Genomic DNA, 24,921 nt, shown 5'->3' with positions numbered 1-24,921 from the left:
CTCGAGGAGACTTATTTGGAAAAGAAAGAGATGAATCATTTCAATCAAGTATAAACCAAATCTATCAAAGTTATGGAGGAATTGAACTTTATCCGACGTTAGAAGATAAGGCAGTTAATTTACTCTACTTCATTACAAAAAACCATAGTTTTTATGATGGAAATAAGAGAATAGCTGCAACTATCTTTATTTACTTCTTAATGAAGAATAGACAATTGATTGTGAATAATAGACAAAGGATTAATAATACGACACTGGCAACACTAACTGTACTGATTGCATCATCTAAACCTGAAGAAAGAGAAAATGTAATAGCGTTTTCAAAAGAATTGATTAAGTTATAAAGGGATGAGTCTAAATGTATGACTTCAGAACCCATTAAGTGCTCTATATTAATTGAACGAACCTGTGCTAGATACACAGGTTTTTTGTTTTTTATAATTATATTAGGAAATTCTGCGTTTTTACTAATAAAAAATAGGCATAGGAAAAATAATGAAAGAAGAGAAACTAATAATAGTGAAGCAGTTACCGAGGAATCCTCGGTAACTGCCCAAGACGGGAAAAAATACAATATAAAAGTTTATAATTTGCAAGTAATCATTTCCGTCGGATATAGAATTAACTCAATCAAAGGAGTTAAATTTAGGCAATGGGTAACTAAAATTCTTAAAGAATATACATTAAAAAGAGTTGTATATAACAATAAAATCAAGGACTTACTATAAAATCATATGGATTTAGAAATTTACAAAACTGCTATTATATAATTTTTATTATCTGTTCTAATTTGTTAAAAGAGATTAAATTTCCTATTAATGATTCGAAAAATAAATATTAGATTGACTCTCGTTAGAATACTTATTAAGATTTAAGTAGAATTTATAAGAAGTTAAGCGAGGGGTTTGTATGAAAAAAGTAATCATTTCATCGATTGTATGTTTACTATTTTTTCTTGTTGGATGTAGTGAGAAAGAAGTAATTAATGACATTAATGTAACACAAATTCCTTCAACTACAGAAAATGAAAAGCAGACATTTGAAATAAATTATGAAATTATGGTTGATCCGATTCAATATTTTTCTTCAAGAAATTTTGATCCTATTAAGGAAGTTGAAGACAATGTATTTGAAATCACAATGAAACCTGAGGACTGGGATACGGAGTACAAATATTACTATAACTTCAATAAGAAAGAACTAATTTCGATAGGTAGTTATCTTGATGGGACAGTTGTACCAGCCGTTTTTTATTGGGGAGAAAATCAATGGTATCAAGAAGGAACATGTAAGTATTATTTGGATACAGGATTTGATAAATCTACAGACTGTTCTAGAGTAGAAGAGGATTTTACTGGTATAATCACATCTTCTTGGCAAGAGTCTGTTTTAAGTGATATACATTCTACATTTTCACAACAAAAATCTGAATGTAATAATTTGTTTGATAAAGAAACAGGAGAAAGACTTTGCGAGTCTTGGGTATTGTTCGATGAAAATGTGAGAAATAAGTTCTATAAAGTGATAAATGAATATATGGACAATAATTATATGTTTGATGAAAATATAACAAGCGAAAAATATATCAAGTTAATACAAGAACAAATTGACAATGGATTCCGATAATTGAATTAAACTACTCTCAATTAATATTAAGACCATTTCATGTAAAGAATATAACTCTGCAGTTATTTTATGTTTAAGTTACTATAATTAAGCGATATGTTAATTCACCTGATAGAACGAAATTAAAACTATAGAAATAAAGATTGAATAAAAATTAGGGAATTTTATTGACGAAGTTCATATATATACTTCGTCTTTTTATCTTCTTTAAAAAAAGTTCTATAAAGGAAGAGAAAACCAAAATTATGATTTCAATTCGAATAAATTTATTTAAACTTGGAAGAATTCTTGAAGTAACGATATTTAGTGCTTACAACGAGGATAAATAATGTGAGGAATGTAAACATTACTATCAAACTTCATCGAAACACTAAGGAGGCATTCCTTCTTTATTAATCGTTATTGGAAATGTCACTAGTAGTATAGTATTGGTAATCGGTACTTAAATAAGTATAGAAGGTTGTCTATATAGTCTTCAATTTCTATAATATTATGAACCGAATTACAAAAAAACTGAATAGATTGAACAATATCTAACAAAAGGATATAATCAAATTAATAAAATATCAGATTGAAGATTATCAATCTACCTAATTTATCATATTTCATTGGGAGGGGTATCATGAACGAAGGCTTAGGCAATTCGTTTTATGTTTCAGTTGAAGAATTTAATTCAATAGTGAAAGATAAAATAGAAAGTTCTGTAAAAGAGGGAAAACCATTTAGCGTTGCTACACTAGACTTAGATCATTTTAGCTATATTAATGACTTATTGGGATATGATGTAGGGGATGCAGTTTTAAGTTGTTTAACAAATCACTTTTCAAAATGTTTAAGTGAAGGCGAACTATTTACCAGGATACATTCAGATGTTTATGCGTTTTCACTAAATTTTACTACATATGAGTTGGCGAAAAAAAGTTTCGATAAACTTACAAATTGGTCAACCTTATTGGTTGATATTTTACCTTCGCATTATAATTTGACTGCAAGTGGTGGAATAATTGAAGTTAATTATGTTGCTCCATTATCAGCGTTACTTGATAAAGCCAATTATGCACGTAAAAAAGCCAAAAATTCGATTAATAGTAACTTTAGATATTATGATGAAAAAATGAAGGCTGAATTAGAATGGCAAAAAGTTGTTACACTATCAGTTGATGCAGCTTTTGAAAATAATGAATTTGAAATGTACTTACAACCCAAAATATTGATACGCAATAATCAAATTGTAGGTGCTGAAGCTTTGGCTAGATGGAATAGTGCGAAATATGGAATGCTAGTTCCTGATCGGTTTGTACCAATTATGGAACAAAATGGATTGATATGCCAACTTGATTTCTTCATGTTACGCGAAGCAAGTAAATTTATAAAAGCAAGTGAAGAAATGGGAATAAAACCTATACCTATTTCAATTAATTTCTCAAAATCTCATTTAACTAATGATACATTAGTTGAAGATATATTTAAAATTGTAAATGATATGGGTGTTGCAACGAGTTTAATAGAAATTGAATTTACTGAAAGTCTATCGGTGGAAAAATTTGAACGACTTATTGAAATAGTTACTGATTTAAAGTTGTTGGGATTCAAAGTATCTTTAGATGACTTTGGTAGTGCATATTCATCTCTAAATTGTTTAAAAGAATTACCGATTGATATTATTAAGATCGATAAAGGGTTTTTAAATTCGTCGTCAGATACAGATAAAGGTAAGTTAATTATTTCAAAGACAGTTGAATTAATTAAATCACTTCGTATGCTTTCAGTAATGGAAGGAATAGAAACACAAGAACAAGTAGATTTCTTACGTAAATTGAGTTGTGACTTTGGACAAGGGTTCTTTTATGCTAAGCCCATGAAAACATTAGATTTCATAAAATATATTAAAGAAGGAAATCTGGTGGATGATTTGCAAAAATGTATTGATCAACAATTAAATGAAACAACCACTCAAGATAATTACGAAATACCCAAAGAATTCCAAATGGATAATTGGGAGTTATTTACACTGGGTAAGAACATTGATATGGGGTTGATGAAAGGTTATCTTGATGGAGATGCGACGATTCAATACATAAATGATAAAGCATTGGAATATTTGGGATATACTCGTAAAGAATTTAGAGAAATTTTTAAGAATAGTATTATAGCGTTTACCCATCCAAATGATGCGGAATTAGTGCAAAAGAATGCGGAAGAATTGGTCAAAACTGGAAAACCAATACAATTTCAGACAAGGGCTATCCGTAAGGATGGAAAAACAATTGTCTTACAAGGAAGACTATCTTGTGTTATGGATGATCGAAGAAGACCAATTGGTATTTATGCATTCCAAGATGTAACCGAAGAATTAGAAAGAACCGAAAAGTTAAAACAATCTTTAGAATCCAAGATAAATGAATTGGAAAAAACAGTTGAGAGGGAAAGAAGTATTCGTGAGGAGTTGCGTTTATCAGAGGAAAGATATCGAGCTGTTGTTGAACAAAGTGACGACATCATGTTTGATTGGGACTTTGAAGAAGATACAATTTACTTTTCCAGTAAATACGCAGAACAATTTGGATATGATCCAATATTGGAAAATGTAACGACAAATCAAATGATAAGAAAGAATTTGCATCCAGATGATTTGGATGCATTTGAATCATGGATCAAGAAAACATATAAACAAAATCATGAATCTATCTCTCAATTTAGATTTATCGATATTAATGGTAATTATATTTGGTTAAGTAGTCGATCTACGGCTATATCCGATGATAAAGGGAAAGTTGTAAGAGCCGTTGGAGTATTCTCTAATATTACGAAGTTGAAACGTGAAATAGATGCGTTAACATTTAAATCACAAAGAGATTCACTAACTGAATTATTGAATAAAGAAGAAACACATCATCAAATTGATGAATTCATACGGATGAATCCAAACTCTAAAGGAACAATCTTTATTATGGATATAGATGATTTTAAAGGTATTAATGATAACTTGGGGCATCAATTAGGCGATAATGTATTAAGAGAATTTTGTTCGAAAATTGAGGCTTTCTTCCCTAAAAACAGTATTATTGGACGAATTGGTGGGGATGAGTTTGCAGCTTTCGTAAAAAATGTTGACCAGTCTGTTGCGATACAAAAAGCAGAACTACTCATCCAAAGTATTCGTTTGACTTATTATGGGTCAGCATCAAAATATAATATCAGTGGTAGTGTAGGTATTGCTTCTTATCCAGAGCATGGAAAGAATTTTGAAGAATTATATCATGTTGCAGATATTGCGTTGTATGAGTCAAAACGTAATGGTAAAGATCAATTCACAGTTTATCAAGAACATATGACAGGTTCATTACGTAATGTAGGGACTCCAGTGGACTGGTCAGAAAGTTTCTTAGATGCTTATTTTAAAGATGATTTTCCTTTTGAAATCTTTGAAATGTTATATGAAACAAAAGATATTAATGCTTCAGTACAAATGATTTTGGAACAACTTGGTAAACGATTCAAAGTAGATCGTGTTTATATTTTCCAAAATGAAGATGAGGAAGGGACACAAGTAAGTAATACGCATGAATGGTGTGCCCCAGGTATAACTTCAGAAATGATGAGTTTACAAAACCTAAATTACAATGAGTTAGGAGAATATTTGAACCTTTATACAAAAGAAGGTGTGTATTGTTGTCCTGATATGAGGAATACAATCAAAGAGGTAAGAGATATTTGTGAACCAAGAGGTATCAAAGCGTTGTTACACTGTGCCATTTATGATGAGGGAAAGATGTTGGGATTCATTGGTTATGATATGTATTCCTATCACAATTGGTCAGGTGAAGAAATTGCGATACTCGGATATATTTCAAGAATTCTTACCGTATTCTTAATTAAATTCTCAACGAGTAAAGAATTAGAAGCGCAATCGCGCAATTACATGGAGATGTTGGATAATTTAAACGGTTATGTTTATGTTATTGATCCTAAAACACACAAAATATTATATATGAATAATGCTGTTAAAAAATTAAGTATGAAAGGCGATAGTACTTGTTACAGCATGGCATTTGGTTTGGATAGACCTTGTGAAAATTGCCCGGTGAAAAAATTAACGGACACAATTCACTTCTCGACAACAGAAATATACTCTGAAATACTTGATACATGGGTAAATTCAGCAGCATCAAAATTGAAATGGAGTAACAATCAAGAGGCTGTATTAATTTGTTGTACTGATATTTCGCAATACAAAAAATAAAAGAATATACTGCAATGAAGAGAAAGGATGACTTTCTCTTTTGTTTTTGGTCATTTATATTACAAAACTATTGAAACTTAAAGGTATCATGATAGAATAGCAATGTTCACTTCAGAACACTGGGGAGAGTTTATGATATACAACATCGATTTTGATATTGCTGCATTATTTTTCTTACTAGCGCTTCTATTCATCTTTTATTATAAAAAATGGATTCCAAATACACAGAATAAAGTATTTTCTGCTATCCTATGGGTAAGTTTGTTTGCTACCATTACCGATATTTTAGACGCAGGTATGTCAAGTTCATCGGGATTATTTCCAATGGATATCCATCAAATAATTCTATATATTTATTTCTTACTAATTGATGCTTTACCTATTCTATATGTGTTATACATCTTTTCTTTGACTGGAGTAGAGGGAAAGTTATTTGAAGGATCAAGAAAATATACTTTCTTTGGACCTATTGTCATGATTTTGTTTATTATTTTAGCGAATTTTAATACCGGTTGGCTGTTTAGTTATAACAGTGAGATACAAAATTTCGACCGTAATTATGCAGTGGCTATATTAAACTTAATCGCATTCTATTATTTGATGTTTGGCGTAAAAGAGATCATAAAACATCGTCGAGTGTTAGGAACTGAAAAATCTGTAGCACTATGCTTATTTGTTGTCTTTATAACATTACCAATTATCATACAAATGTATATGCCTCATTTGTTTGTAACGATGTTCGGTGTTGCAATCTGTTTATTCCTTATATTTATGACAATACAGGGGAGTGAGGAGATACGTAGTAGTACAGGATTACTGAATCGAAATGCATTTATTTCGTGTATTAATATATATAATGATAAGAAGGAAGAGTACGTAATTATTGCTATACGTATTCGTGGATATCGCTACTTTAAACGTGTTTTTGGTAGAACGAAAATGAAGAAATTTTTAAAAGAAATTGGTAGTAGTTTGGATAATTATTTTGAAAATCAAAATAGAGCATTCTATCTAGGTGGAGGACGGTTTGCGGTTCTATTGCCTTCACGTTACAGCAGTGATTATATAATTTCGGATTTACAAAACATTTTTAATAAGGAAATTGATGGAGAAGAAATGAAGATCAACTTCGCTTCAAACTTTTGCATAATCAATTGCCCTTCAGATGTTAATGATATTGACAGTTTATTGCAATTAATTGATAAATTTGATAAGCACATCGATGAGAGTAAAGAAATTACATATGCAAGCCAAATAGAAATGGCTGATTCAAAAAGAATTGATGAAATTGAAAAAGCGGTGGATAGAGCGTTGTTAAATGATTCATTTGAGGTGCATTTCCAACCTATCTATTCATTAGATAAGAAGAATTATCACTCTGCTGAAGCACTTATTCGGCTTCATGATGAGAAACTTGGTTCTATTTCTCCTGCAGAGTTCATCCCAATCATTGAACGCAATGGTTTAATTATTCAAGTTGGAATAATTGTATTAAGAAAAGTATGTGAATTTTATCTTGAAAATAAACTAAATGAAAAAGGCATTGAATTTGTAGAGATTAATCTTTCGGTTGCCCAATGTATGCAAAAAGATTTTAGTGAGATCATGCAAAAAATATTGAGTGAATATGATATTAATCCCAATTGGATTAACTTCGAGATAACGGAAACAGTTGCGGCTGAATCTCCAGAGCTTTTATCAAAATTAATGACTACGCTACATGCTAAAGGATTCCAGTTTTCGTTGGATGATTATGGTACTGGATATTCGAGTATGATTTCCTTGATTGAGTTGCCATTTCATATCGTTAAACTTGATCGCGAAGTAGTAGCAAAACTAAGTAATGTTAAAACACAAATTGCGATAGAAAATACAATTGAAATGTTGAAAAAAATGAACATGTATGTTGTTGCAGAAGGTGTTGAAACACAAGAACAAGTTCGATTACTACAAGATATGGGATGTGATTACATACAAGGATTCTATTATTCGAAACCTTTATCTGGTCAATTATTTATTGAATATATTCAAAAACAAATGTCGGTTGTATAAGCAAGAGGAAAATATTGAATTGTGGATTGTAATTTAGATTACCTAAAATAGTAAAATTAGAAATAGTTTTGCTATTTTTTATTTATAAATGATACAATGTATTTATGGGATTACTGCGTCTACAGACATATAATCGATGGATTCAGCGATGAGATCGAAATCACATGGAATAAATCGCATTTTGTATAAGGAGGAGCAACAATGTTGAGTCTACAATTGTTATATGAAAACAAAACACAATTTAAATGTCAGCTAGATGATTCAAAAATAGATAAAAACTTACCTAGCTTAGTACGTGTTTATGTTTCTAATTTAGAGAAAAACAAGACATCTGTTATTTTGGATGAAATTTCATCAATTTTACCTTGCTCAAGAGTGGTGGGATGTAGTACAAGCGGTGTTATGTTTCATGGTAAACAATACAATGATAAAAACTTAATTGTTATTGAACAATTTAATGATACAAAACTTGTCAGTGGAATCATTGACTATAGAAATAAAACAGCAAAACAAGTTGTTCAAGAATTGAAAGAACAACTCAATAATCAAACAGTTAAAGCAATGCATTTCTTTTGTGGGGCACAATGGGTAGATATTGCGGAATGTATTGATGTTTTCAATGAAGAGTTACCTAATATTCGACTTACTGGTGGTATAGCTGGTGGTGATTTATCAGATGGCGATATACCATTTGTATTTGAATCGAGTCAAATCATAGATACTGCAATTGTATATGCTGGTTACAGCAATGATAAATTAAATATTTTTAGTGATGCAAATATTTCACATGAACCAATCAGTGGTGTCTATTCTATAGATGAAGTTGACGGTTGTTATCTAAAGAAAATTGAAGATGTTAATGCAACGGATTGGTGTTTTGAGCAATTTGGTATTGAAAAGTTAGAGGAATATCATGATTGGCAACAAATAGCTGAAAATGATGAACTAGCAAAGTTCCCTTTAATTTTAGAAGGACATCATGGAGTAAGTCGTTTTCTTCATTATGATGCACAAAATGATTTATTATCACTGTATCAAATGAAATTACCTGCAAATACAAAATTTAGAGTTGGATATGTTAGTCCAACACGCTGTGTCAAGGAATGCCATGAAATATGTTTGCGTATTTCAAAACAACCAGTAGAGAATTTATTTTGCTATTCATGTGTTTTTAGAAGACTTTATTTGGAGAATTGTGCTGAATGGGAATTGAAGCCATTTGAAAATGCAAACATTTGCGGTGCATTCATGTTGGGTGAAATTGGTTGGAATTTTGATTGTAATGAATTATTTAATGGTACTTGCGTGTATTTTGGAATTGCAGATCGAGAACACTACATATATCCTGATTTTTCAGTGTTTAATGATTTATATCGTGTTCATACTGATGATGATAAATTAGTTAACTTTGTATTGAAGAAGCAAAGTTTGGCGATGACAAAAGAAAATCAAAAGCTTTTAGATAAACTACTTGTTCAACAAGAAAAATCGAAACAACAGTTATATTTGGATTCAATCACAGGTTTAGGAAATACATTGAAGTATACAAATGATAAAAAAGAAATTAATTTTGATAAGATGTGCTTAGTTCAAATTGAAAACTTTGATTTGTTGGTATCACGTCTTGGACAAGAAAAATATCATGATTTGTTAAGGATAGCTGCAAAGAAAATAAAAGAATTTTTAATCGCAGTCGAAGCTAATGATCAAATTAAGTATTATATTTTAAACGATTCTACTTTATTTCTTGCGGGAGGATCGCTTGTACCAAAAGAGACATTCATTAGACATGTTGACTTGATGTATGAAAACTTCCAAACGATACGTTTTGAAGATATCAAGGAATTATTAATTAATCGTTTTATTATCGTGAATAGTGAAAAAGGATTACTTGAATCAGGTATTCTAGCACTGAAGGAATGCCAAAGTTTACAAACTCATTATGTTGATTATAGTCAAATTGAGTTCAAATCAAAAGAATCATTGGAAGATGAAGAGAATATTTTAAATGTGTTAAACTATGCAATTCTTTCAGATACGATTATTCCATATTTCCAAGGTATCTATGATAACGAACATCAATGTATCAATAAGTATGAAGCATTGATGAGAATTGAAGATGTCGATGGTAAAATATATCTTCCTTATCAATTTATGGAAATAGCGAAGAAGTATCATTTATATTCACGTTTAAGTAAGAGAATGATCGAGAAGGTATTTGATCTATTTGAAGGAAGTTCGTTTGAGATTTCAATTAACTTATCCGTTTACGATATTTCATATCAGTCAGTAAGTAGTTATATTATAGATAAGTTATCACGAATGAAGAATTGTAATAACTTTGTATTTGAAATATTGGAAGATGAAAGCTTTAAAGATATGGAAATACTTAAGAAATTCTTAACGGATGTGAGAAAGTTTGGTGTAAAGATTGCGATTGATGATTTTGGAATTGGATATTCTAACTTCATGGCGATTGCGCAAATGGCTCCGGATTACATTAAAATAGATGGAAGTATAGTACGAAATATCATGAAAGATGATTTGTGCAAGAAAGTATTGGAAAATATCGTATTCCTAGGAAAACAGCTGGAAGTAAAAGTTATTGCGGAATTTGTTGAGGACAATTCAATTCAAGATGAAGTGCTTAAACATAATATACAGTACTCACAAGGCTATTATTTCAGTACGCCGACACCTTATAGTAGTTTAAATTTAAGTTGAAGTTGAAGCAAATTCGCTTCAACTTTTCATTTTATGAAAGACGGTATTTGAGAATGAATAACTAAATTGGTGAAAATGAAAAATATTTCATAAAACAAATTAGGATTGAAATTAAAGAAAATGAGGCTAGGGGGTAGTATTACGGTAAATATTTAATTACTATATTAGTGAGGAGTGATTTAAGTGAATAAAATATTTGATGATTTGAATCAAGTGGATTTACAAAGGATTATTTCAAAATCAACAATCATTGAATATGACAAACACGATATTATCTTCAGCAAAGGTAGTAATCCGGAATTTCTATTTGTTTTGCTGGAAGGTACTGTTTATGTTTGTGATGACTCAGTTGATGGTAAGAGAAATATCTTAACGATTGTCAATGAGAAAAATGATTGCTTTGGAGAAGTATATTTATTTATGGATCTAGATTACCCATACTACTCGATTGCAATTACAAAAGTTAAAGTATTACTGATACCAAAAGAAGTATTCCTCAGTGAAAAAGTTCTTACTGACCGAATGTATAAATTCCTTGCTGAGAAAGCATACATCTTGTCTCGCAAATTACAAGTGTTGATGAAAAACAGCTTAAGAGAAAAAATACTAGAAGTAATTAAGATCAAAGATGTAGTTTATCTTAAACGATATGAACTAGCTGAATATCTAGGTGTGAGTCGTCCTGCATTGTCTAAAGAAATATATAGTCTAATCGATGAAGGTATTCTGGAGTTAGATGAAGAGGGGATTATGAATATTGTAGAACGGTGATAAATTATCATCGTTTTCTTTTGATAAAATTAAGGAAGTATAGAAATCAAGAGGGTAATAAAAGATACAAAGATGTTACTGTACTTTGGTACAGTAGGAAAAGAATATAAAATTGGATATAATTATATAGCATTAAAATAAGGAAAGAAAAGTGGAATTGGAGGTGTGTAGATTTTTGAATAAAGACAAGGCAGTAGAGAATGAAAACATGGAAAAAGAAACAGCGTTATATCTTGAATCACAGTTGAAAAGTGATGTAGGGCGCTATAAGATATGGAATCAACGAGAGCTACTAAGAAATTTACCAATACAAATTATTGAGAAATCACCGATGATATGCTCAGCTTGTGCAATTGTGGAGGAGTTATCAGATGACTATAATAAAGCTGATGAATATATTGCTCGTTTGAAAAGGTTACAAATTTTATATCGAGCAAATAGTGATAAGTATGAAGAAATAGAAAACTATTTGCGTTGTATGGATATTGAATTAGCACATCGATCAACAACGGATTTATTTAATAAATACAAGTTGTTACTCGAAGTTTTAGAAAAACAAAATGAATATAAATTAAAACCAACAATAACTTTAAATCGTCCAAGTTTATTGAATGGTGCAAGGGATAATTATAAATATGCATCACATTTATTTACAGCTAAGAAACCACTAAAGATGATGGCAGAGAAACTTTATCAAAGAGAAGGTTGTATGATTTTTGAGTTAGCAAAAGCAGAGGCTCTATATCAAGAAAATAAAATAGCTGAATCTTTATCTTTACTATCAAATCTAATACCACGACTAGAAAGAATGAAGAATCCAGAGTTACTATTTGTTGCGTTATATTTAAGATACTGTATTTTGATAGTAACAGGACAGTTGGATTCAGTTTATTGCATGATTGATAAAATGAAAAATAAGTTGAATGAATTAGATGCATTTTATTTAATACCGAATATAAATGCAATTCGAGTGTGGGCAGCGATGTTAGATTGTAATTATCCGCTAATTAAGGAATGGGGTAAGAATCATGCTCCAGATGAAAGCGGAGAGTATTGTAACTTAGATCGGTTTCAATACTTCATTAAACTTAGGGTTTATTTGCTATATGGTAAGCATATGTTACTAGTGAATTTAGCAGGTAGAATGTTACATGGACTTCTACAATTAGAACGACATGCAGAATTGTGTGAGTTATATACGATATTAGCGATGTCATATTATAATGAGAAAAATGAAAAACAAGCATTTCAATATTTAACGGAAGCATTAGAATTGTGTCGTAAGTATAAATTCTATCGAATTATTGCGAATGAAGGTAGTCGAATTTATTTATTGCTAAGAGATTATGCGTGTGCAGTCATTGAGGATAATACAGTGATTAAACTTATGCAAATGAGTCGCACTTTTGGACTATTCTATCCTGACTATTTAAAACCAAAGTTATATAAAACAACAACACTTACAGCGACGGAAATGGATGTGTTGCGGTTGTTATGTGTAGAAAGATCAAATGAAGAGATAGGTACTTATTTAGATATAACAACGAGAACAGTAAAGTTTCATGTAAGTAACATATTCAGAAAACTTGGTGTTAAGAATCGTAGGCAAGCAGCTAAAGCGGCAAAGAAAAACGGAATAGTTTAATATTAATAACATTGTCATTTAGCAAAATGATATGATATTGATAAGAATATTAAATTTTGGAGGCAATTATGAAGGAAATGATAAAGAAGTTAGACCATTATGTTATTACAACACGTAATGCATCTTTGTGTTTTGATTTTTATGAGAAACTTGGGTTTGATATAAAGAAATATGTAAATCGTGGTGAGATGTTTGCGGGAGATTTCAAAATTAATGTTCATTTCTTAGGTAAAGAACTTGAACCTCATGCATTAAATGTAATGCATGGAAGTGCTGATTTATGTTTTGAACTTTCTATTGATATTGAAATGTTTAAACAACATCTGCAAAATCAAGGAATCTCAATTGAAGAAGGTATTGTTCCTCGAAGTGGTGTTAAAGGAGATATGGTTTCTATTTATCTTCGCGATCCTGATGGTAATTTACTTGAGTTTAGCTCATATGAAATTTAAAAACTATGATGAAATATAAGGGAGTAAGATGATTACTTCCTTTTCAATAATCTAAATGAATGCATTATCTTCAACTTATCAGTATAATAAATGTAAGATGAAAGGTGAAAATACATGGAACAAAAACAATTACAAAGTGTTATTGAACAAAGTATTCCTGCTTGGATTCACTTAAACAAAGATCAAAAAGATACATTACTTTCAAATTCTATGGAAGTGGGGTATAAAGCGCATCAAACAATTCATGGTGAAGGTGATGATTGTGTGGGAGTTTTGATTATTGAAGAGGGTGACTTAAGAGTTTATATGTTATCTGAAGAGGGTAGAGAGGTAACTCTTTATCGATTAAGTAAAGGTGATGTATGTATCCTTTCTGCTTCGTGTATTCTTTCTTCAATCAGTTTTGATGTGTTTATAGAAACAGAAACCAATGTGACAGCCGTATTAATTGATACAGCGACATTCTCGAGTTTAATGGATGAGAATGTCTATTTAGAAAATTATGTTTATAAAGTAACCACGGAGCGTTTCAGTGATGTGATGTGGGCAATGCAACAAGTATTATTTATGAGTATGGATAAACGTGTTGCCATTTACTTGCTAGATGAAATGAATCGAAGTAAATCAACCTGTATTGAAGTAACACACGAGACGATTGCAAAGTACATTGGTAGTGCTAGAGAAGTAGTGAGTAGAATGCTCAAATACTTTGAAAAAGAAGGTATAGTTGAACTAAATCGAGGTGGAATACTCATTACGAATAAACAAAGACTAAAAGATTTAATCAATGGAAGGTAGCTAAGAGGCTACCTTTTACTATTATAAAACATTTAATAATTGGTATTAAACAGTACTTGACAATACATAGTAGTGGTGATAAAGTAGAGCCAAGGAAGTGATAAGATGAATACTCAGTTTAAAAAAGGTGTGCTAGAACTTGTGGTTATGATGGTTGTAGCAAAGAAAGATATTTATGGATATGAGCTTGTTAAAGAGGTATGTAATATCGTTCATGTGAATGAGGGTACAATTTATCCACTTCTAAAAAGAATGACAAATGAATCTATATTTGATACTTATTTGCAAGAGTCAACGGAAGGACCACCTCGAAAATATTATCGAATTACAGTACGTGGACTAGAAGTTATGAAACAAATTAAACAAGAATGGATAGAATTTTCTAACAGCATAAATAAATTTATAGAAGAAAATAAGGGGGTATAAAGTGATGAATAAACAAGAATTCTTAGCTAAATTAAAACAAAAACTTGATTTATTAACAGATGCAGAAGTTAAAGATATTTTAGATGAATATTCCGATACAATAGATCAAAAGATACAAGAAGGTAAAACAGAAGAACAAGCAGTAAATGATTTTGGTGATATCGATGAGTTGGTATCAGAAATTTATGATGCTTATAAGATCAAAGGAAGTAAGGATACAAACAAACATAAAGATGCAGCTGGTAAAGCTGGTGATGTCTTAAATGATATGATTGATAGCTTATCTAATTTTTTCTCTACTGTGTTTAAAGACTTATCAGTGGAAGGAATATCTAGAACACTTGTGTTAGTTGGTGTTGGACTTGTAGTATTACTTCTACTTCGTATCCCATTTGCGATATTAGAAGGATTATTTAGAAGTATTGTCTATATGATCATTCCATTTGGTGTATCTCATGTATTCAATGGAGTAATTTCACTCATCTTCTCTCTTGTATTTCTTGTATTATCAATCGTAATTATCATCAGCTTTATCCGAGTTGGTGTGAATGGTGAAGAAATAAACTCAGAGAATCTATTCAAAAGACCATTGAGTGAAGGTCTAGATAGCTTAAAAAGCACAAAAAAAAAGAGTACAGTAAGTGAAGAAGTAAAATCAAATAAAGAAACCTATACAGCAAAAGAAGAACCGAAAGAAAATAAAACTGAGCGTTCTAACTTTGAAGAAACTACCCAAAAAGAAAAGACTTCAACAAGTCATTATTTTGGGAAAAGTATTGTAAGTGTTTTTGTTTGGATATTACGTTTCTTTGGTGTCATACTTATGATTCCAATGTGGGTAACAATTGTTGGATTAGGTATTAGCCTTGGATTAATCGTTTATTTATTAACACAAAATGTATCTATTTGGGGTATATTTATCTTGATTGTTGGTATCATGGGAATTGTTATTGTGATTATTAACTTATGTATGTTGCTTATTTTCAACAAGCGTGTGCATGGTATCACAATTACATTAAACTTAATTGTTTCCGCTATATTCATTGGTGTGGGAATTCCATTAACAATTCATGATATTGCACAATTTGATGTTGTATATATTGATTCAGAAGCATCGACAAATTATTCGAATATTGATTTAGAAGAAGTAGGACGAATCGATTATGATAAGAATGCAGTTTACGATTTTTCATACTATAAAGATGTTAGGTTTGTTAAGGATGAATCACTTGATGATGAAATAATAATTGAAACATACGATTCATATGATTATTTTGTTAGACTAGAAGAAGTAAACAACGAAGTTAACGTAATCATATATCGTGATCATTACCGTGATGAATTCAATGAATTTAGAGATTCAGTTCGATTCTCTATTGATGCATTGAAAGATGGAAAGATATCAGGTTATGATTTAAGGATGATTCAAGTTGTTGTAAGATATCCAGCTAATGAAGATGGTATTACTTATATTGATTACAACAACAATCAAAAACTAGCAAATTAAAAAAACAAGCAGCGTGAGCTGCTTGTTATGCGTTTTTGACTAAGTCTAATACTGCTGCTTTAGGTTTGAATCCAACGGATGTTTGGACAGGTTGTCCATTTTTAAATACGATTAATGTTGGAATCGTCATAACACCATATTTAGCAGCTAGTTCTTCTTGTTCATCAACGTCTAGCTTGAAAACTTTGTATCCATTTGCTTCTTTAGCGATTTCTTCGATCACTGGTGATAACATCTTACAAGGTCCACACCATGTTGCGAAAAAGTCTACTAATACTGGTTCTGTTGAATTTAAAACTTCTGTTTCAAAGTTTTCTTTGGTTAAATGGTTTACTGACATAGGTCATTACCTCCTTGTTATGACCTTATTATATAGCGTGTAAAGGGGTTTATCAGTGACTATGTCACAGTAAAAATTACACAAAACTTTCACATTTCTACCATACTATTTACACACACTACATCTATAATAAGGACATCAAATAGGAAATAATACCATTTGATATAGATTTCTTTCCCCCGTTAATGGATTTAAAATCCTAAAAAAATAGATGTTCTAAGGACATCTTTTTTTTGTCTAATTTTTGATTATGGTACATTGATCAGATTTATTAGACATTGTGGATATGGCTTTATAAAATATCTAAAATAAGGTAAACTATACAAGATAAGGTGGTAATTATGGAATTTATTGTATCGGTTGGAAAAATTGAAGATATTAACCTATATTATGAAGTAGGTGCAACAGTACTTATTTTTTGTGATGAGTTTCATGGAACTAGAGCTCCTGGTAAATTAAATCATCAAGAATTAGTTCAAGCATTTCAAAAGACTCATGATTTGGGATTGAAAGTAGCAGTATATATGAATCGTATTTATACGGATAAAGAATTAGTGAAGGCTGAAGAATATTTTGAATTTTTAAAAGAGAATCAAGTTGAATTTATTTATTACAATGATCCAGCGATTTATATGATTGCGGAATCTTATGATATGGTAGAACGTTTGGTATATGAACCAGATACACTTATGACAAATTCTAGAGATATGCAATTTGTATTGGATCAAGGTATTCATCATTGTGTATTATCTACAGAAATTACATTGGACGAGATGAAGGAAATTTGTAAGAATGTACAAGGTAAAACGGAAGCAATCTTATTTGGTTACTTAAATATGTCTTATTCAAAACGGCATTTAATTCAAAATTATTGTGATGAATTAGGTATTACAAATACATGTGTTGATAAAATGGATTGCGTGCTTATTGAATCAACACGTGAGGGTAAGATGCCAATTATGGAAGATGCTCAAGGAACGCATATCTTTACTGATTATGTTTTGGATGCGTTTGATGAAATGGAAGTATTGAAAGAAGTTGGTATTCATGCGATTCGGTTGGATGGTATATTTTTACCAAGCGAGGTTGTAGCGGATGCATGTAAAGCGTTTATGATGATTGATTTGGGAATGCCAAGTGATCAAGTTAGGAAGAAGTTTGAAGAGAAATATAATTCAATCCCATTCAGTAAGGGATATATGTATCAAAAAACAAATTTAGTGAAGTAGGTGAATTATGAATAAAAAAATAGAACTACTAGCGCCAGCAGGAGATTTAGAACGTGCTAAGGTGGCTATACGATTTGGTGCAAATGCAGTTTATCTAGGAGGTAAACGTTTTTCACTTCGTTCGCGTGCATCGAACTTTGATATTTGTGATATAAAAGATGCCTGTGATTATGCAAGAGAATATGGGGCTCACATTCATGTCACAATTAATATTATTCCTCATGATGAGGATTTTGATGGTTTAGAAGATTATTTAAAGGAGTTGGATGAAGCAGGGGTAACCGCAGTTATTGTTGCGAGTCCAACAATCATTCAAACTGTTAAGAAAGTTGCCCCAAGACTTGAAGTTCATTTGAGTACTCAAATGTCGACAACAAACTTAAAAGCTATTGATTATTATAAACGATTGGGAGTAGATCGAATTGTATTTGCACGCGAATGTAATCTAGAAGAAGTAAGTATGATTTCAAAGAATTCGACAGTACCAACCGAAGCATTTATTCATGGTGGTATGTGTGTTAATTATTCTGGACGTTGTACGTTAAGTAATGCGATGACTTTGCGTGATGCCAATCGTGGAGGTTGCGCACAATCATGTCGTTGGAAATATCACTTAATACAAGATGGAAAAGAAATGAGTCAAGAAGATCGTTTATTCTCAATGAGTTCAAAGGATTTAATGGCGATTGAATTCTTATATGATTTAATGGATAGTAATGTTGCATCACTAAAGATTGAAGGTAGAATGAAGTCTGCTTACTATATTGCAAGTGTTGTACATACGTATCGTAAAGCAATAGATGAAATTAGCGAAACAGAAAAACCATTAAGCGAAGAACGATTGAAATACTACGCTAACGAATTATCTAAAGCAGAAAATCGTCCAACATCAATCGGATTCTATCGTGGATTACCTACACATCATGCACATCTGTATGGTATCAATGGTGCAGGTGTAACTCATGATTTTGTTGGTGTAGTAATGAACTATGATCAAGAATTAAAGATTGCGAAAGTACAAGTTCGTAATGTCTTTGCGATTGGATATGAATTAGAAGTATTTGGACCCCACATTGATAATCAATCATTTGTAGTAGAAATGATTAAAAATAGTGATGGAGAATATATTGAACTTGCGAATCAACCCATGACAATTGTTGAAGTGAACATGCCATTTCAAGTTGAACCGCAAGATTTAATCAGGAGAAAATAAAATGATCATTGAAGGAGCACTAAGTGTAAAAGCAGTTATACTTGCGAAGAATAGACTTGTTCATTGCGTACTAATAGATGAAAAGAAAAAAGACAAAGATACGAGTTTTATCGTTGCAAAAGCGTGTGAAAATCAGATTGAAGTAAAACGACTACCACGAGAAGAACTTGATAAGATGGCTACAGGAAAAACACATGGTGGAGTCCTTGCGCAGGTTGATGCAAGGAATTACCAAACAATAAATGATTGTTTAGAAGGAACACCTTTTCTTTGCGTACTAGAAGGTATTGAGGATCCTTTTAATTTAGGATATGCCTTAAGAACGTTGTATAGCGCTGGTTGTACAGGGGTATTACTACCAAATCGAGATTGGAGCATTAGTGAAACAACAATCTTAAAATCAAGCGCTGGAGCAAGTGAGTATTTACCATTAATTCTAAGTGATAATTTAAGTAGAGATATTTTAGTATACAAAGAAAAATTTAATTGTAAGGTTTATGCAGCAATGAGAAAAGATGCGAAAACCTATTTTGAATACCCTTACAATGAAGCAATCATCATCGCTATTGGTGGTGAAATGAGGGGTTTAAGTAAGGATGTTTTAGATGTTGTTGATCACAATATTTACATTCCATATGCCAATGATTTTAGAAATGCATTGAATGCATCAAGCGCTGTTGCGGCAATCAGTTTTGAAGTTGTTCGTCAGCGAAGATATGCTAGTATCAACGAATAATTTCGTGATATAATATACCGAAATGGAGGGTATTCTATGAAAGAAGCATTTTATTTAAAAAACAACTTAGCGATTGTAAACTATACAACAAAATATTGTAAAACAGCTAGTGAACTAATATCATCTGAAGGGTTTGATCAGTTTTTGGATGCTTATTTACAATTCTTAATGAAAGATAACCAAGACTTATATTTGTGGCTTACAAACAATGCATCAGAAGATGAAGTGAAATCAGAATTAATTCGTTTAGCTAAGATTCTCTTAGTATTAGATTTGGAAGAAATTCATCATCCAGCACTTAATGAACCACAACGCTTGTTAGAAGTAATTGAATCTATGTATCAATTTTGGCGCCAAACACAACGTATTTCAATTGTGTATTCAAAACATGATGAAGGATTACAACTTGCGAACTTCCTTGAAGCAGATAATGATTTCAACGATTTAGTCTTAAAAGCTTATCGTCGTATTCAACAAAAGGTACAAGGTTCTAATAACCGTGTATTCCGTCAACTACAAGCAGGAACAAACGCGAGTATGATGTTATGTACTTGTGATTGGGATATGCCAAAGGAATATGAGATTCTGAACAAAACACCATTTGTACATACATTGATGTTGAGAACTCCTTTAATTATTCATCCTAAATCAAATAAACGTACAGGAACATTTACTGAAGTATTTGACAATCCAATGAGTGATTTTATTGATAATCATGAAGACTGGTTGTGTTTTCCATGTAAAGTTGGGTCTTTATTAACATTCATTTTCTTCCATCGTGATTTCTCTGCAAGTGCTATTTCGTTAGCGAATTTATTTGAACTTGCATCACAAGAAGAATGTATTGGTAAGAAACCTGATTGTATTATGATTTTTGGAAATGAAGATGGTAAACAAGATACAACATTCTACCACGATAAAGAAAATGGCATATGGGTAGGTAAAGTATCCTATGAAGAAAAGATTGAATACTTTGGTTATCTTAAAAAGATGGCATTAACATTACATAACTTAGCGATGATTGAGAAGGATTGGTTACCGATTCATGGTGCTATGATTAATCTTCATTTAAAAGATGGTACGAAAAAAGGAATTATGTTTATGGGAGATTCAGGTGCTGGTAAATCAGAAACAATTGAAGCTCTTACAAATTTAGCAAAACAAGAAATTGATTATCAAGAAGTTGTCTTTGATGATATGGGAACATTACATATTGACCATAACGGAAAGATAGTTGCACAAGGTACAGAAATTGGTGCATTTGTGCGTTTAGATGATTTGGATCGTGGTTCAGCATATCGTGATATGGACCGTTCTATTTTCTTCAATCCAGAAAGTTCAAACTCAAGGGTTGTTATTCCTGCAGCACCATATAGTGTTGTAACAACAAACCAAACAGTAGATATGTTTATGTATGCGAATAACTATACAGACAGTCGTGGATTAAGAATCATTGATAATCAAGAAGAATCTAAACAAATCTTTGTTGAGGGTAAACGCTTTGCTTTAGGAACAACACAAGAAAAAGGTATATCAACTACATTCTTCGCAAATCCATTTGGACCAATGCAAAAACAAGAACAATGTACAGTGCTTATTGATAAGATGTTTGATGAACTTTATAAACAAAATATTATTGTAGGAGAAATCTATACATGTTTAGGATTACCTGATAAAGGTGACCACGGTATTGATGAAGCTGCAAAAGCATTACTATCACTTGTTAAACAACATAGAGATTAAAATAAAGGAACCTTCACTTAGAGGGTTCCATTTTTTTGTTTTAATAACTTTGCTAATGAAGTTAGAATTATATAAAATTAAAGATATTTTTTAATTAGCTTAAACCAAGCTAAGTACTCTTTTTCATGTTGACTGTTTTTTAGGTAAACAAAATTGAATTGTCGATAAACAGGCAAACCAACAATGTTTATTTGTGATAATCTGCCATCTTCTAATGCTCGTTCAACAGCGGCTTTATAGATGAAAGTGATTCCGACATCCTTGTTAATCAATTGTTTAATCGCATTTATATTTCCTATTTCGATTACGCTAGAAAAGTTTTCAACAGTTAAATTGTGTTCGTGAAGTATTTGTTCTAAGATATCACGCGATCCAGATCCTTTCTCGCGTAGAATAAGCCTACGATCTAAAAGATTTTCAAATTGGAATTCAGTATTAATTAAATTAGAATTGGGGCTACATACACCAATAAATTCAGCATCCATTAATAAAGTAGAAGCATATTTTGTTTTGTCAAAATAACCTTCAATCAACGCAAAATTAAGCTTCCCTTCACGAAGTCTGCTAAGGAGTGTTTCCGTGTTTTCAACTTCCATGTTAATGTGCAAAGTGGGGTTGTCTAGCAAAAGATTTTGAATTGGTTTTGGCATAATGTATTCACCAATGGAAAGAGTAGCACCAAAATTTAACTGTACCTCAAGAGAATTGTGAGATTGAAGTAATTCTGTAAGTTTTGTGTTATCGGCTTGTATGGTTGAGACAAAATCTAAAAGTACTTTGCCTTTAGAAGTTAATTGTAGTTTCTTTCCTTCGTAAAAGAATAGTTTAGTTTGATAATATTCTTGCAAGTATTTGATATGTTGTGAAACAGCAGGTTGTGTTATATTTAACGCTTCTGCAGTTTTGGTGAAATTTCTTGTTCTGCATAATTCTAAAAAAGTGATATATCTAAAATCTAACATACTTCCTCCTACTATAATATGAACTTATAATAGCATAAAAAACCATAATTTGAAATAATCACTGAAAGATGACACAATAGAGAAAATAAGGGGAGTATTCTATGGGGAAAATTAAAAAATATAGTTATGGAGTTATATTAACTATTGGTTTGGCAATTGTAGCAAAATGGATTAGTAATTTCATTCCATATCAGTTAATTAGTGCTAGTGTTTTTGCGCTACTATTAGGAATGGTATTGAATCCATTGGTTAGTAAGAACGACAAATTCAAAAGTGGTATAACCTTTGTATCTAAGAAAATATTACGTCTTGCGATAATATTAATGGGATTGACTTTAAGCTTCAGCCAAGTTGTTAGTGTTGGTAAATATAGCATTATTGTTATGTGTTTTACACTATTTACTGCATTTGGCGGAGGTTACTTAGTTGGAAAATTATTTGGTATGAACTGGAAGTTATCGGGTTTAATTTCTGCTGGTACAGGTATTTGTGGTGGTAGTGCTGTTGCAGCAATAGCACCAACAATCGATGCCGAAGATAAAGATGTTGCCTATGCGATATCAGCAACATTTATATTTGATGTATTAATGGTTATTTTATTTCCCATTGCAGGTCGTTTTTTTGGAATGAGTGATATGGGTTATGGTTTATGGGCTGGGACAGCAGTAAATGATACTTCAAGTGTAGTTGCTGCTGGATACGCTTTCTCAGATGTTGCAGGAGCGTATTCTGTTATTGTTAAACTAACACGAACTTTATCAATCATCCCTACAGTTTTATGTTTCTCACTAATTAATGAGCGTATCAATGCAAAAAAATTAAAACTCGAAGGAAAATCAACAGAACATCGCAAAGTTGATCTAAAGAAAATATTTCCCTACTTTATTTTGATGTTTCTTGTGATGGTAGTGATTAAAAGTACAGGATTTATTTCACCAGAAGTTAGTGTTGCTGCTAGTGATTGTAGTAAATTTATGATGGTTATGGCACTTGGTGCAATAGGATTAAAAACTAACTTTAAAGAAATGAGTCAATCAGGTATTAAACCAATGATACATGGATTCATTATTTCGACATTAGTTGTTGTCGTTTCATTCTTGGTTCAAATGGCATTAGGCCAATTATAAATAAGGAGAATAACATGGAGAACAAAGTATTTGATGTAGTGTATGATTTAATTGGAAAGGTACAAAAAGAAGAAAAGGAGAACATCCAAAAAGTTGCGGTAGCATTTGCGGATTGTATCCAAAATGGAGGTATTATTCAAGCCTTTGGAGCAGGGCATTCTAATGCTGGGGCACTAGAATTAACGCATCGTGCAGGTGGATTTATTCCTACAAAAAACATTAAAGAACCGGCTGGTGGAGCTTATGAAAGTATTGAAGGAGTTGGGACATCATTCATGAAAAAAGTTGATGTTAGAGAAAATGATGTTGTTGTCATTATTTCAAACTCAGGCAGAAATCCATTGCCAATTGAGATTGCTCTTGGAGCTAAGCAAAAAGGTGCAACAGTTGTAGCGGTTACAGCTTTAGAAGCAAGTAAGACATTAAAATCTAAACATAGTTGTGGTAAAAACTTGTATGAAATTGCAGATATTGTATTAGATAATAAGATTATTGTTGGTGACTCAACAATTGATGTAGAAGGTTTAGAAACTAAGGTTTGTGGAATGTCTACTGTGACAACATCAGTGTTATTACAAGCAGTTACCCTTGAAGCAGTAAATGTATTAAGTGCAAGAGGAATTAAAGCACCTATTTATCAATCTCAAAACGTTGATGGCGGTAGAGAATATAACGAAAATTTAGAAAAAGCATATATTGATCGCTTATATCGTATTTAACTGAAATTAAAAAAGATGATTCCTGGATTAACAGGGGTCTTCTTTTTTTTCTTCTGTGAGTTAGGAAAAGAAGTAAAAGGAAATATCCGTAAAACAAAACTAAATTAATAGAACCTTCATGTTAAAGATTCCAGTTTCTTATTCATTTTAAAATTGGTTAAGTAAACTCCACCTCGAAGAACTTGTTGTTCCTGGATTATTTGATATCCTCGTTTCATAAAGAAAGGTTTTGCAGTAATTGAAGCATCAGTTGTAATAAGGGTTGATAATCCTAGATTTTCAACTTTATTACAAAGTTGTGTTGCTATACCTTGATGTTGATAATCTTTTGACACAAACAAATGGTCTAAATAACCAGTATCATCGATGTCTGCAAATCCAACGATTGCATTATTAATAATGGCAACAAAGGTATGGTGGGAAGAAAGAATTTCATTCCATGCTTGTGGTGTTCTTGAATTTGAAAGCCAAGCATCAATTTGTTTTTCATCATAATCTTTTGAATTTATTGTTCTAACAGTATCTTTAAAAAGTTGAACGATATATTCACAATCATCGGGTAAGTACTCTCTTATTTCCATCATATTCTCCTATTTATTGAAATCATT

General features: G+C 31.3%; 21 protein-coding genes. 18 read left to right on the top strand and 3 right to left on the bottom strand.

Annotated features, from left to right (window positions below):
* The 12 genes from RR643_RS00390 to RR643_RS00335 all read left to right on the top strand — a co-directional run.
* Window positions 1-344: type II toxin-antitoxin system death-on-curing family toxin (locus tag RR643_RS00390; RefSeq protein ID WP_332481998.1), on the top strand; the 344-nt coding region annotated here is incomplete at its 5' end.
* An 18-nt stretch (window positions 345-362) separates the two neighbouring features.
* Window positions 363-728: a RhuM family protein gene (rhuM, locus tag RR643_RS00385; protein ID WP_332481997.1), complete on the top strand. Its 366-nt coding sequence runs from the start codon at window positions 363-365 to the stop codon at window positions 726-728.
* A gap of 181 nt (window positions 729-909) precedes the next feature.
* A complete protein-coding gene (locus RR643_RS00380) occupies window positions 910-1,626 on the top strand; it encodes a hypothetical protein (RefSeq protein ID WP_332481996.1) in 717 nt (238 codons plus the stop codon).
* Window positions 1,627-2,248: 622 nt separating this feature from the next.
* Window positions 2,249-5,869 (top strand): EAL domain-containing protein, encoded by a 3,621-nt coding sequence (locus RR643_RS00375; RefSeq protein ID WP_332481995.1) that lies wholly within the window; start codon window positions 2,249-2,251, stop codon window positions 5,867-5,869.
* A 132-nt stretch (window positions 5,870-6,001) separates the two neighbouring features.
* Window positions 6,002-7,921 carry an EAL domain-containing protein gene (locus RR643_RS00370; RefSeq protein ID WP_332481994.1) on the top strand — a complete coding sequence of 640 codons (1,920 nt, stop codon included), beginning with the start codon at window positions 6,002-6,004 and terminating at the stop codon, window positions 7,919-7,921.
* A 201-nt stretch (window positions 7,922-8,122) separates the two neighbouring features.
* Window positions 8,123-10,645 (top strand): bifunctional diguanylate cyclase/phosphodiesterase, encoded by a 2,523-nt coding sequence (locus RR643_RS00365; protein ID WP_332481993.1) that lies wholly within the window; start codon window positions 8,123-8,125, stop codon window positions 10,643-10,645.
* A gap of 183 nt (window positions 10,646-10,828) precedes the next feature.
* Window positions 10,829-11,416: a Crp/Fnr family transcriptional regulator gene (locus tag RR643_RS00360; protein WP_332469348.1), complete on the top strand. Its 588-nt coding sequence runs from the start codon at window positions 10,829-10,831 to the stop codon at window positions 11,414-11,416.
* Between the two features lie 175 nt (window positions 11,417-11,591).
* Window positions 11,592-13,061 (top strand): helix-turn-helix transcriptional regulator, encoded by a 1,470-nt coding sequence (locus tag RR643_RS00355; RefSeq protein ID WP_332481992.1) that lies wholly within the window; start codon window positions 11,592-11,594, stop codon window positions 13,059-13,061.
* A gap of 68 nt (window positions 13,062-13,129) precedes the next feature.
* Window positions 13,130-13,513, top strand: coding sequence for a VOC family protein (locus RR643_RS00350; RefSeq protein WP_332481991.1), 384 nt, complete (start codon window positions 13,130-13,132; stop codon window positions 13,511-13,513).
* Window positions 13,514-13,627: 114 nt separating this feature from the next.
* Window positions 13,628-14,311: a Crp/Fnr family transcriptional regulator gene (locus RR643_RS00345; protein WP_332469345.1), complete on the top strand. Its 684-nt coding sequence runs from the start codon at window positions 13,628-13,630 to the stop codon at window positions 14,309-14,311.
* Window positions 14,312-14,416: 105 nt separating this feature from the next.
* Complete coding sequence (locus RR643_RS00340) at window positions 14,417-14,737, top strand: PadR family transcriptional regulator (RefSeq protein WP_332469344.1); 321 nt, start codon at window positions 14,417-14,419, stop codon at window positions 14,735-14,737.
* A gap of 4 nt (window positions 14,738-14,741) precedes the next feature.
* Entirely contained in the window at window positions 14,742-16,244 is a 1,503-nt protein-coding gene (locus RR643_RS00335) for a DUF1700 domain-containing protein (RefSeq protein WP_332481990.1), read from the top strand.
* A gap of 25 nt (window positions 16,245-16,269) precedes the next feature.
* Here RR643_RS00335 and trxA read toward each other — a convergent pair whose 3' ends face one another.
* Window positions 16,270-16,584, bottom strand: coding sequence for a thioredoxin (gene trxA, locus RR643_RS00330; RefSeq protein WP_332469342.1), 315 nt, complete (start codon window positions 16,582-16,584; stop codon window positions 16,270-16,272).
* Between the two features lie 341 nt (window positions 16,585-16,925).
* On the opposite strand from trxA, the gene RR643_RS00325 reads away from it, so the two are divergent.
* From RR643_RS00325 to RR643_RS00310, 4 genes are read left to right on the top strand one after another with little or no spacing between them, the layout of a single operon-like run.
* On the top strand, window positions 16,926-17,813 hold the full coding sequence (locus RR643_RS00325) for a peptidase U32 family protein (RefSeq protein WP_332472405.1): 888 nt from the start codon (window positions 16,926-16,928) through the stop codon (window positions 17,811-17,813).
* A gap of 7 nt (window positions 17,814-17,820) precedes the next feature.
* Window positions 17,821-19,026 (top strand): peptidase U32 family protein, encoded by a 1,206-nt coding sequence (locus tag RR643_RS00320; RefSeq protein WP_332469340.1) that lies wholly within the window; start codon window positions 17,821-17,823, stop codon window positions 19,024-19,026.
* 1 nt (window position 19,027) lies between these two features.
* Window positions 19,028-19,762 (top strand): TrmH family RNA methyltransferase, encoded by a 735-nt coding sequence (locus RR643_RS00315; RefSeq protein ID WP_332469339.1) that lies wholly within the window; start codon window positions 19,028-19,030, stop codon window positions 19,760-19,762.
* Between the two features lie 36 nt (window positions 19,763-19,798).
* Window positions 19,799-21,505 carry a hypothetical protein gene (locus tag RR643_RS00310; protein ID WP_332469338.1) on the top strand — a complete coding sequence of 569 codons (1,707 nt, stop codon included), beginning with the start codon at window positions 19,799-19,801 and terminating at the stop codon, window positions 21,503-21,505.
* A gap of 77 nt (window positions 21,506-21,582) precedes the next feature.
* Here RR643_RS00310 and RR643_RS00305 read toward each other — a convergent pair whose 3' ends face one another.
* Window positions 21,583-22,467, bottom strand: a complete 885-nt coding sequence (locus RR643_RS00305) for a LysR family transcriptional regulator (RefSeq protein ID WP_332469337.1) — start codon at window positions 22,465-22,467, stop codon at window positions 21,583-21,585.
* Window positions 22,468-22,568: 101 nt separating this feature from the next.
* On the opposite strand from RR643_RS00305, the gene RR643_RS00300 reads away from it, so the two are divergent.
* Window positions 22,569-23,594: a YeiH family protein gene (locus RR643_RS00300; protein WP_332481989.1), complete on the top strand. Its 1,026-nt coding sequence runs from the start codon at window positions 22,569-22,571 to the stop codon at window positions 23,592-23,594.
* Window positions 23,595-23,608: 14 nt separating this feature from the next.
* Window positions 23,609-24,313, top strand: coding sequence for an SIS domain-containing protein (locus RR643_RS00295; RefSeq protein WP_332481988.1), 705 nt, complete (start codon window positions 23,609-23,611; stop codon window positions 24,311-24,313).
* Between the two features lie 116 nt (window positions 24,314-24,429).
* Here RR643_RS00295 and RR643_RS00290 read toward each other — a convergent pair whose 3' ends face one another.
* Window positions 24,430-24,894: a GNAT family N-acetyltransferase gene (locus RR643_RS00290; RefSeq protein WP_332469334.1), complete on the bottom strand. Its 465-nt coding sequence runs from the start codon at window positions 24,892-24,894 to the stop codon at window positions 24,430-24,432.
* Window positions 24,895-24,921: the final 27 nt, after the last annotated feature.

It is taken from the genome of Anaerorhabdus sp. (assembly GCF_036637135.1).
Lineage (GTDB): Bacteria > Bacillota_I > Bacilli_A > Erysipelotrichales > Erysipelotrichaceae > Anaerorhabdus.
The sequence above is the reverse complement of the archived record's forward strand: the minus strand, read 5'-3'. Positions and strand labels throughout refer to the sequence as shown.

Excerpts from the sequence above, each read along its gene's own strand:
- rhuM (WP_332481997.1), top strand. The coding sequence starts at position 363 with ATGACTTCAGAACCCATTAAGTGCTCTATATTAATTGAACGAACCTGT.
- RR643_RS00380 (WP_332481996.1), top strand. The coding sequence starts at position 910 with ATGAAAAAAGTAATCATTTCATCGATTGTATGTTTACTATTTTTTCTT.
- RR643_RS00375 (WP_332481995.1), top strand. The coding sequence starts at position 2,249 with ATGAACGAAGGCTTAGGCAATTCGTTTTATGTTTCAGTTGAAGAATTT.
- RR643_RS00370 (WP_332481994.1), top strand. The coding sequence starts at position 6,002 with ATGATATACAACATCGATTTTGATATTGCTGCATTATTTTTCTTACTA.
- RR643_RS00365 (WP_332481993.1), top strand. The coding sequence starts at position 8,123 with ATGTTGAGTCTACAATTGTTATATGAAAACAAAACACAATTTAAATGT.
- RR643_RS00350 (WP_332481991.1), top strand. The coding sequence starts at position 13,130 with ATGAAGGAAATGATAAAGAAGTTAGACCATTATGTTATTACAACACGT.
- RR643_RS00345 (WP_332469345.1), top strand. The coding sequence starts at position 13,628 with ATGGAACAAAAACAATTACAAAGTGTTATTGAACAAAGTATTCCTGCT.
- RR643_RS00340 (WP_332469344.1), top strand. The coding sequence starts at position 14,417 with ATGAATACTCAGTTTAAAAAAGGTGTGCTAGAACTTGTGGTTATGATG.
- RR643_RS00335 (WP_332481990.1), top strand. The coding sequence starts at position 14,742 with ATGAATAAACAAGAATTCTTAGCTAAATTAAAACAAAAACTTGATTTA.
- trxA (WP_332469342.1), bottom strand. The coding sequence starts at position 16,584 with ATGTCAGTAAACCATTTAACCAAAGAAAACTTTGAAACAGAAGTTTTA.
- RR643_RS00325 (WP_332472405.1), top strand. The coding sequence starts at position 16,926 with ATGGAATTTATTGTATCGGTTGGAAAAATTGAAGATATTAACCTATAT.
- RR643_RS00320 (WP_332469340.1), top strand. The coding sequence starts at position 17,821 with ATGAATAAAAAAATAGAACTACTAGCGCCAGCAGGAGATTTAGAACGT.
- RR643_RS00315 (WP_332469339.1), top strand. The coding sequence starts at position 19,028 with ATGATCATTGAAGGAGCACTAAGTGTAAAAGCAGTTATACTTGCGAAG.
- RR643_RS00310 (WP_332469338.1), top strand. The coding sequence starts at position 19,799 with ATGAAAGAAGCATTTTATTTAAAAAACAACTTAGCGATTGTAAACTAT.
- RR643_RS00305 (WP_332469337.1), bottom strand. The coding sequence starts at position 22,467 with ATGTTAGATTTTAGATATATCACTTTTTTAGAATTATGCAGAACAAGA.
- RR643_RS00300 (WP_332481989.1), top strand. The coding sequence starts at position 22,569 with ATGGGGAAAATTAAAAAATATAGTTATGGAGTTATATTAACTATTGGT.
- RR643_RS00295 (WP_332481988.1), top strand. The coding sequence starts at position 23,609 with ATGGAGAACAAAGTATTTGATGTAGTGTATGATTTAATTGGAAAGGTA.
- RR643_RS00290 (WP_332469334.1), bottom strand. The coding sequence starts at position 24,894 with ATGGAAATAAGAGAGTACTTACCCGATGATTGTGAATATATCGTTCAA.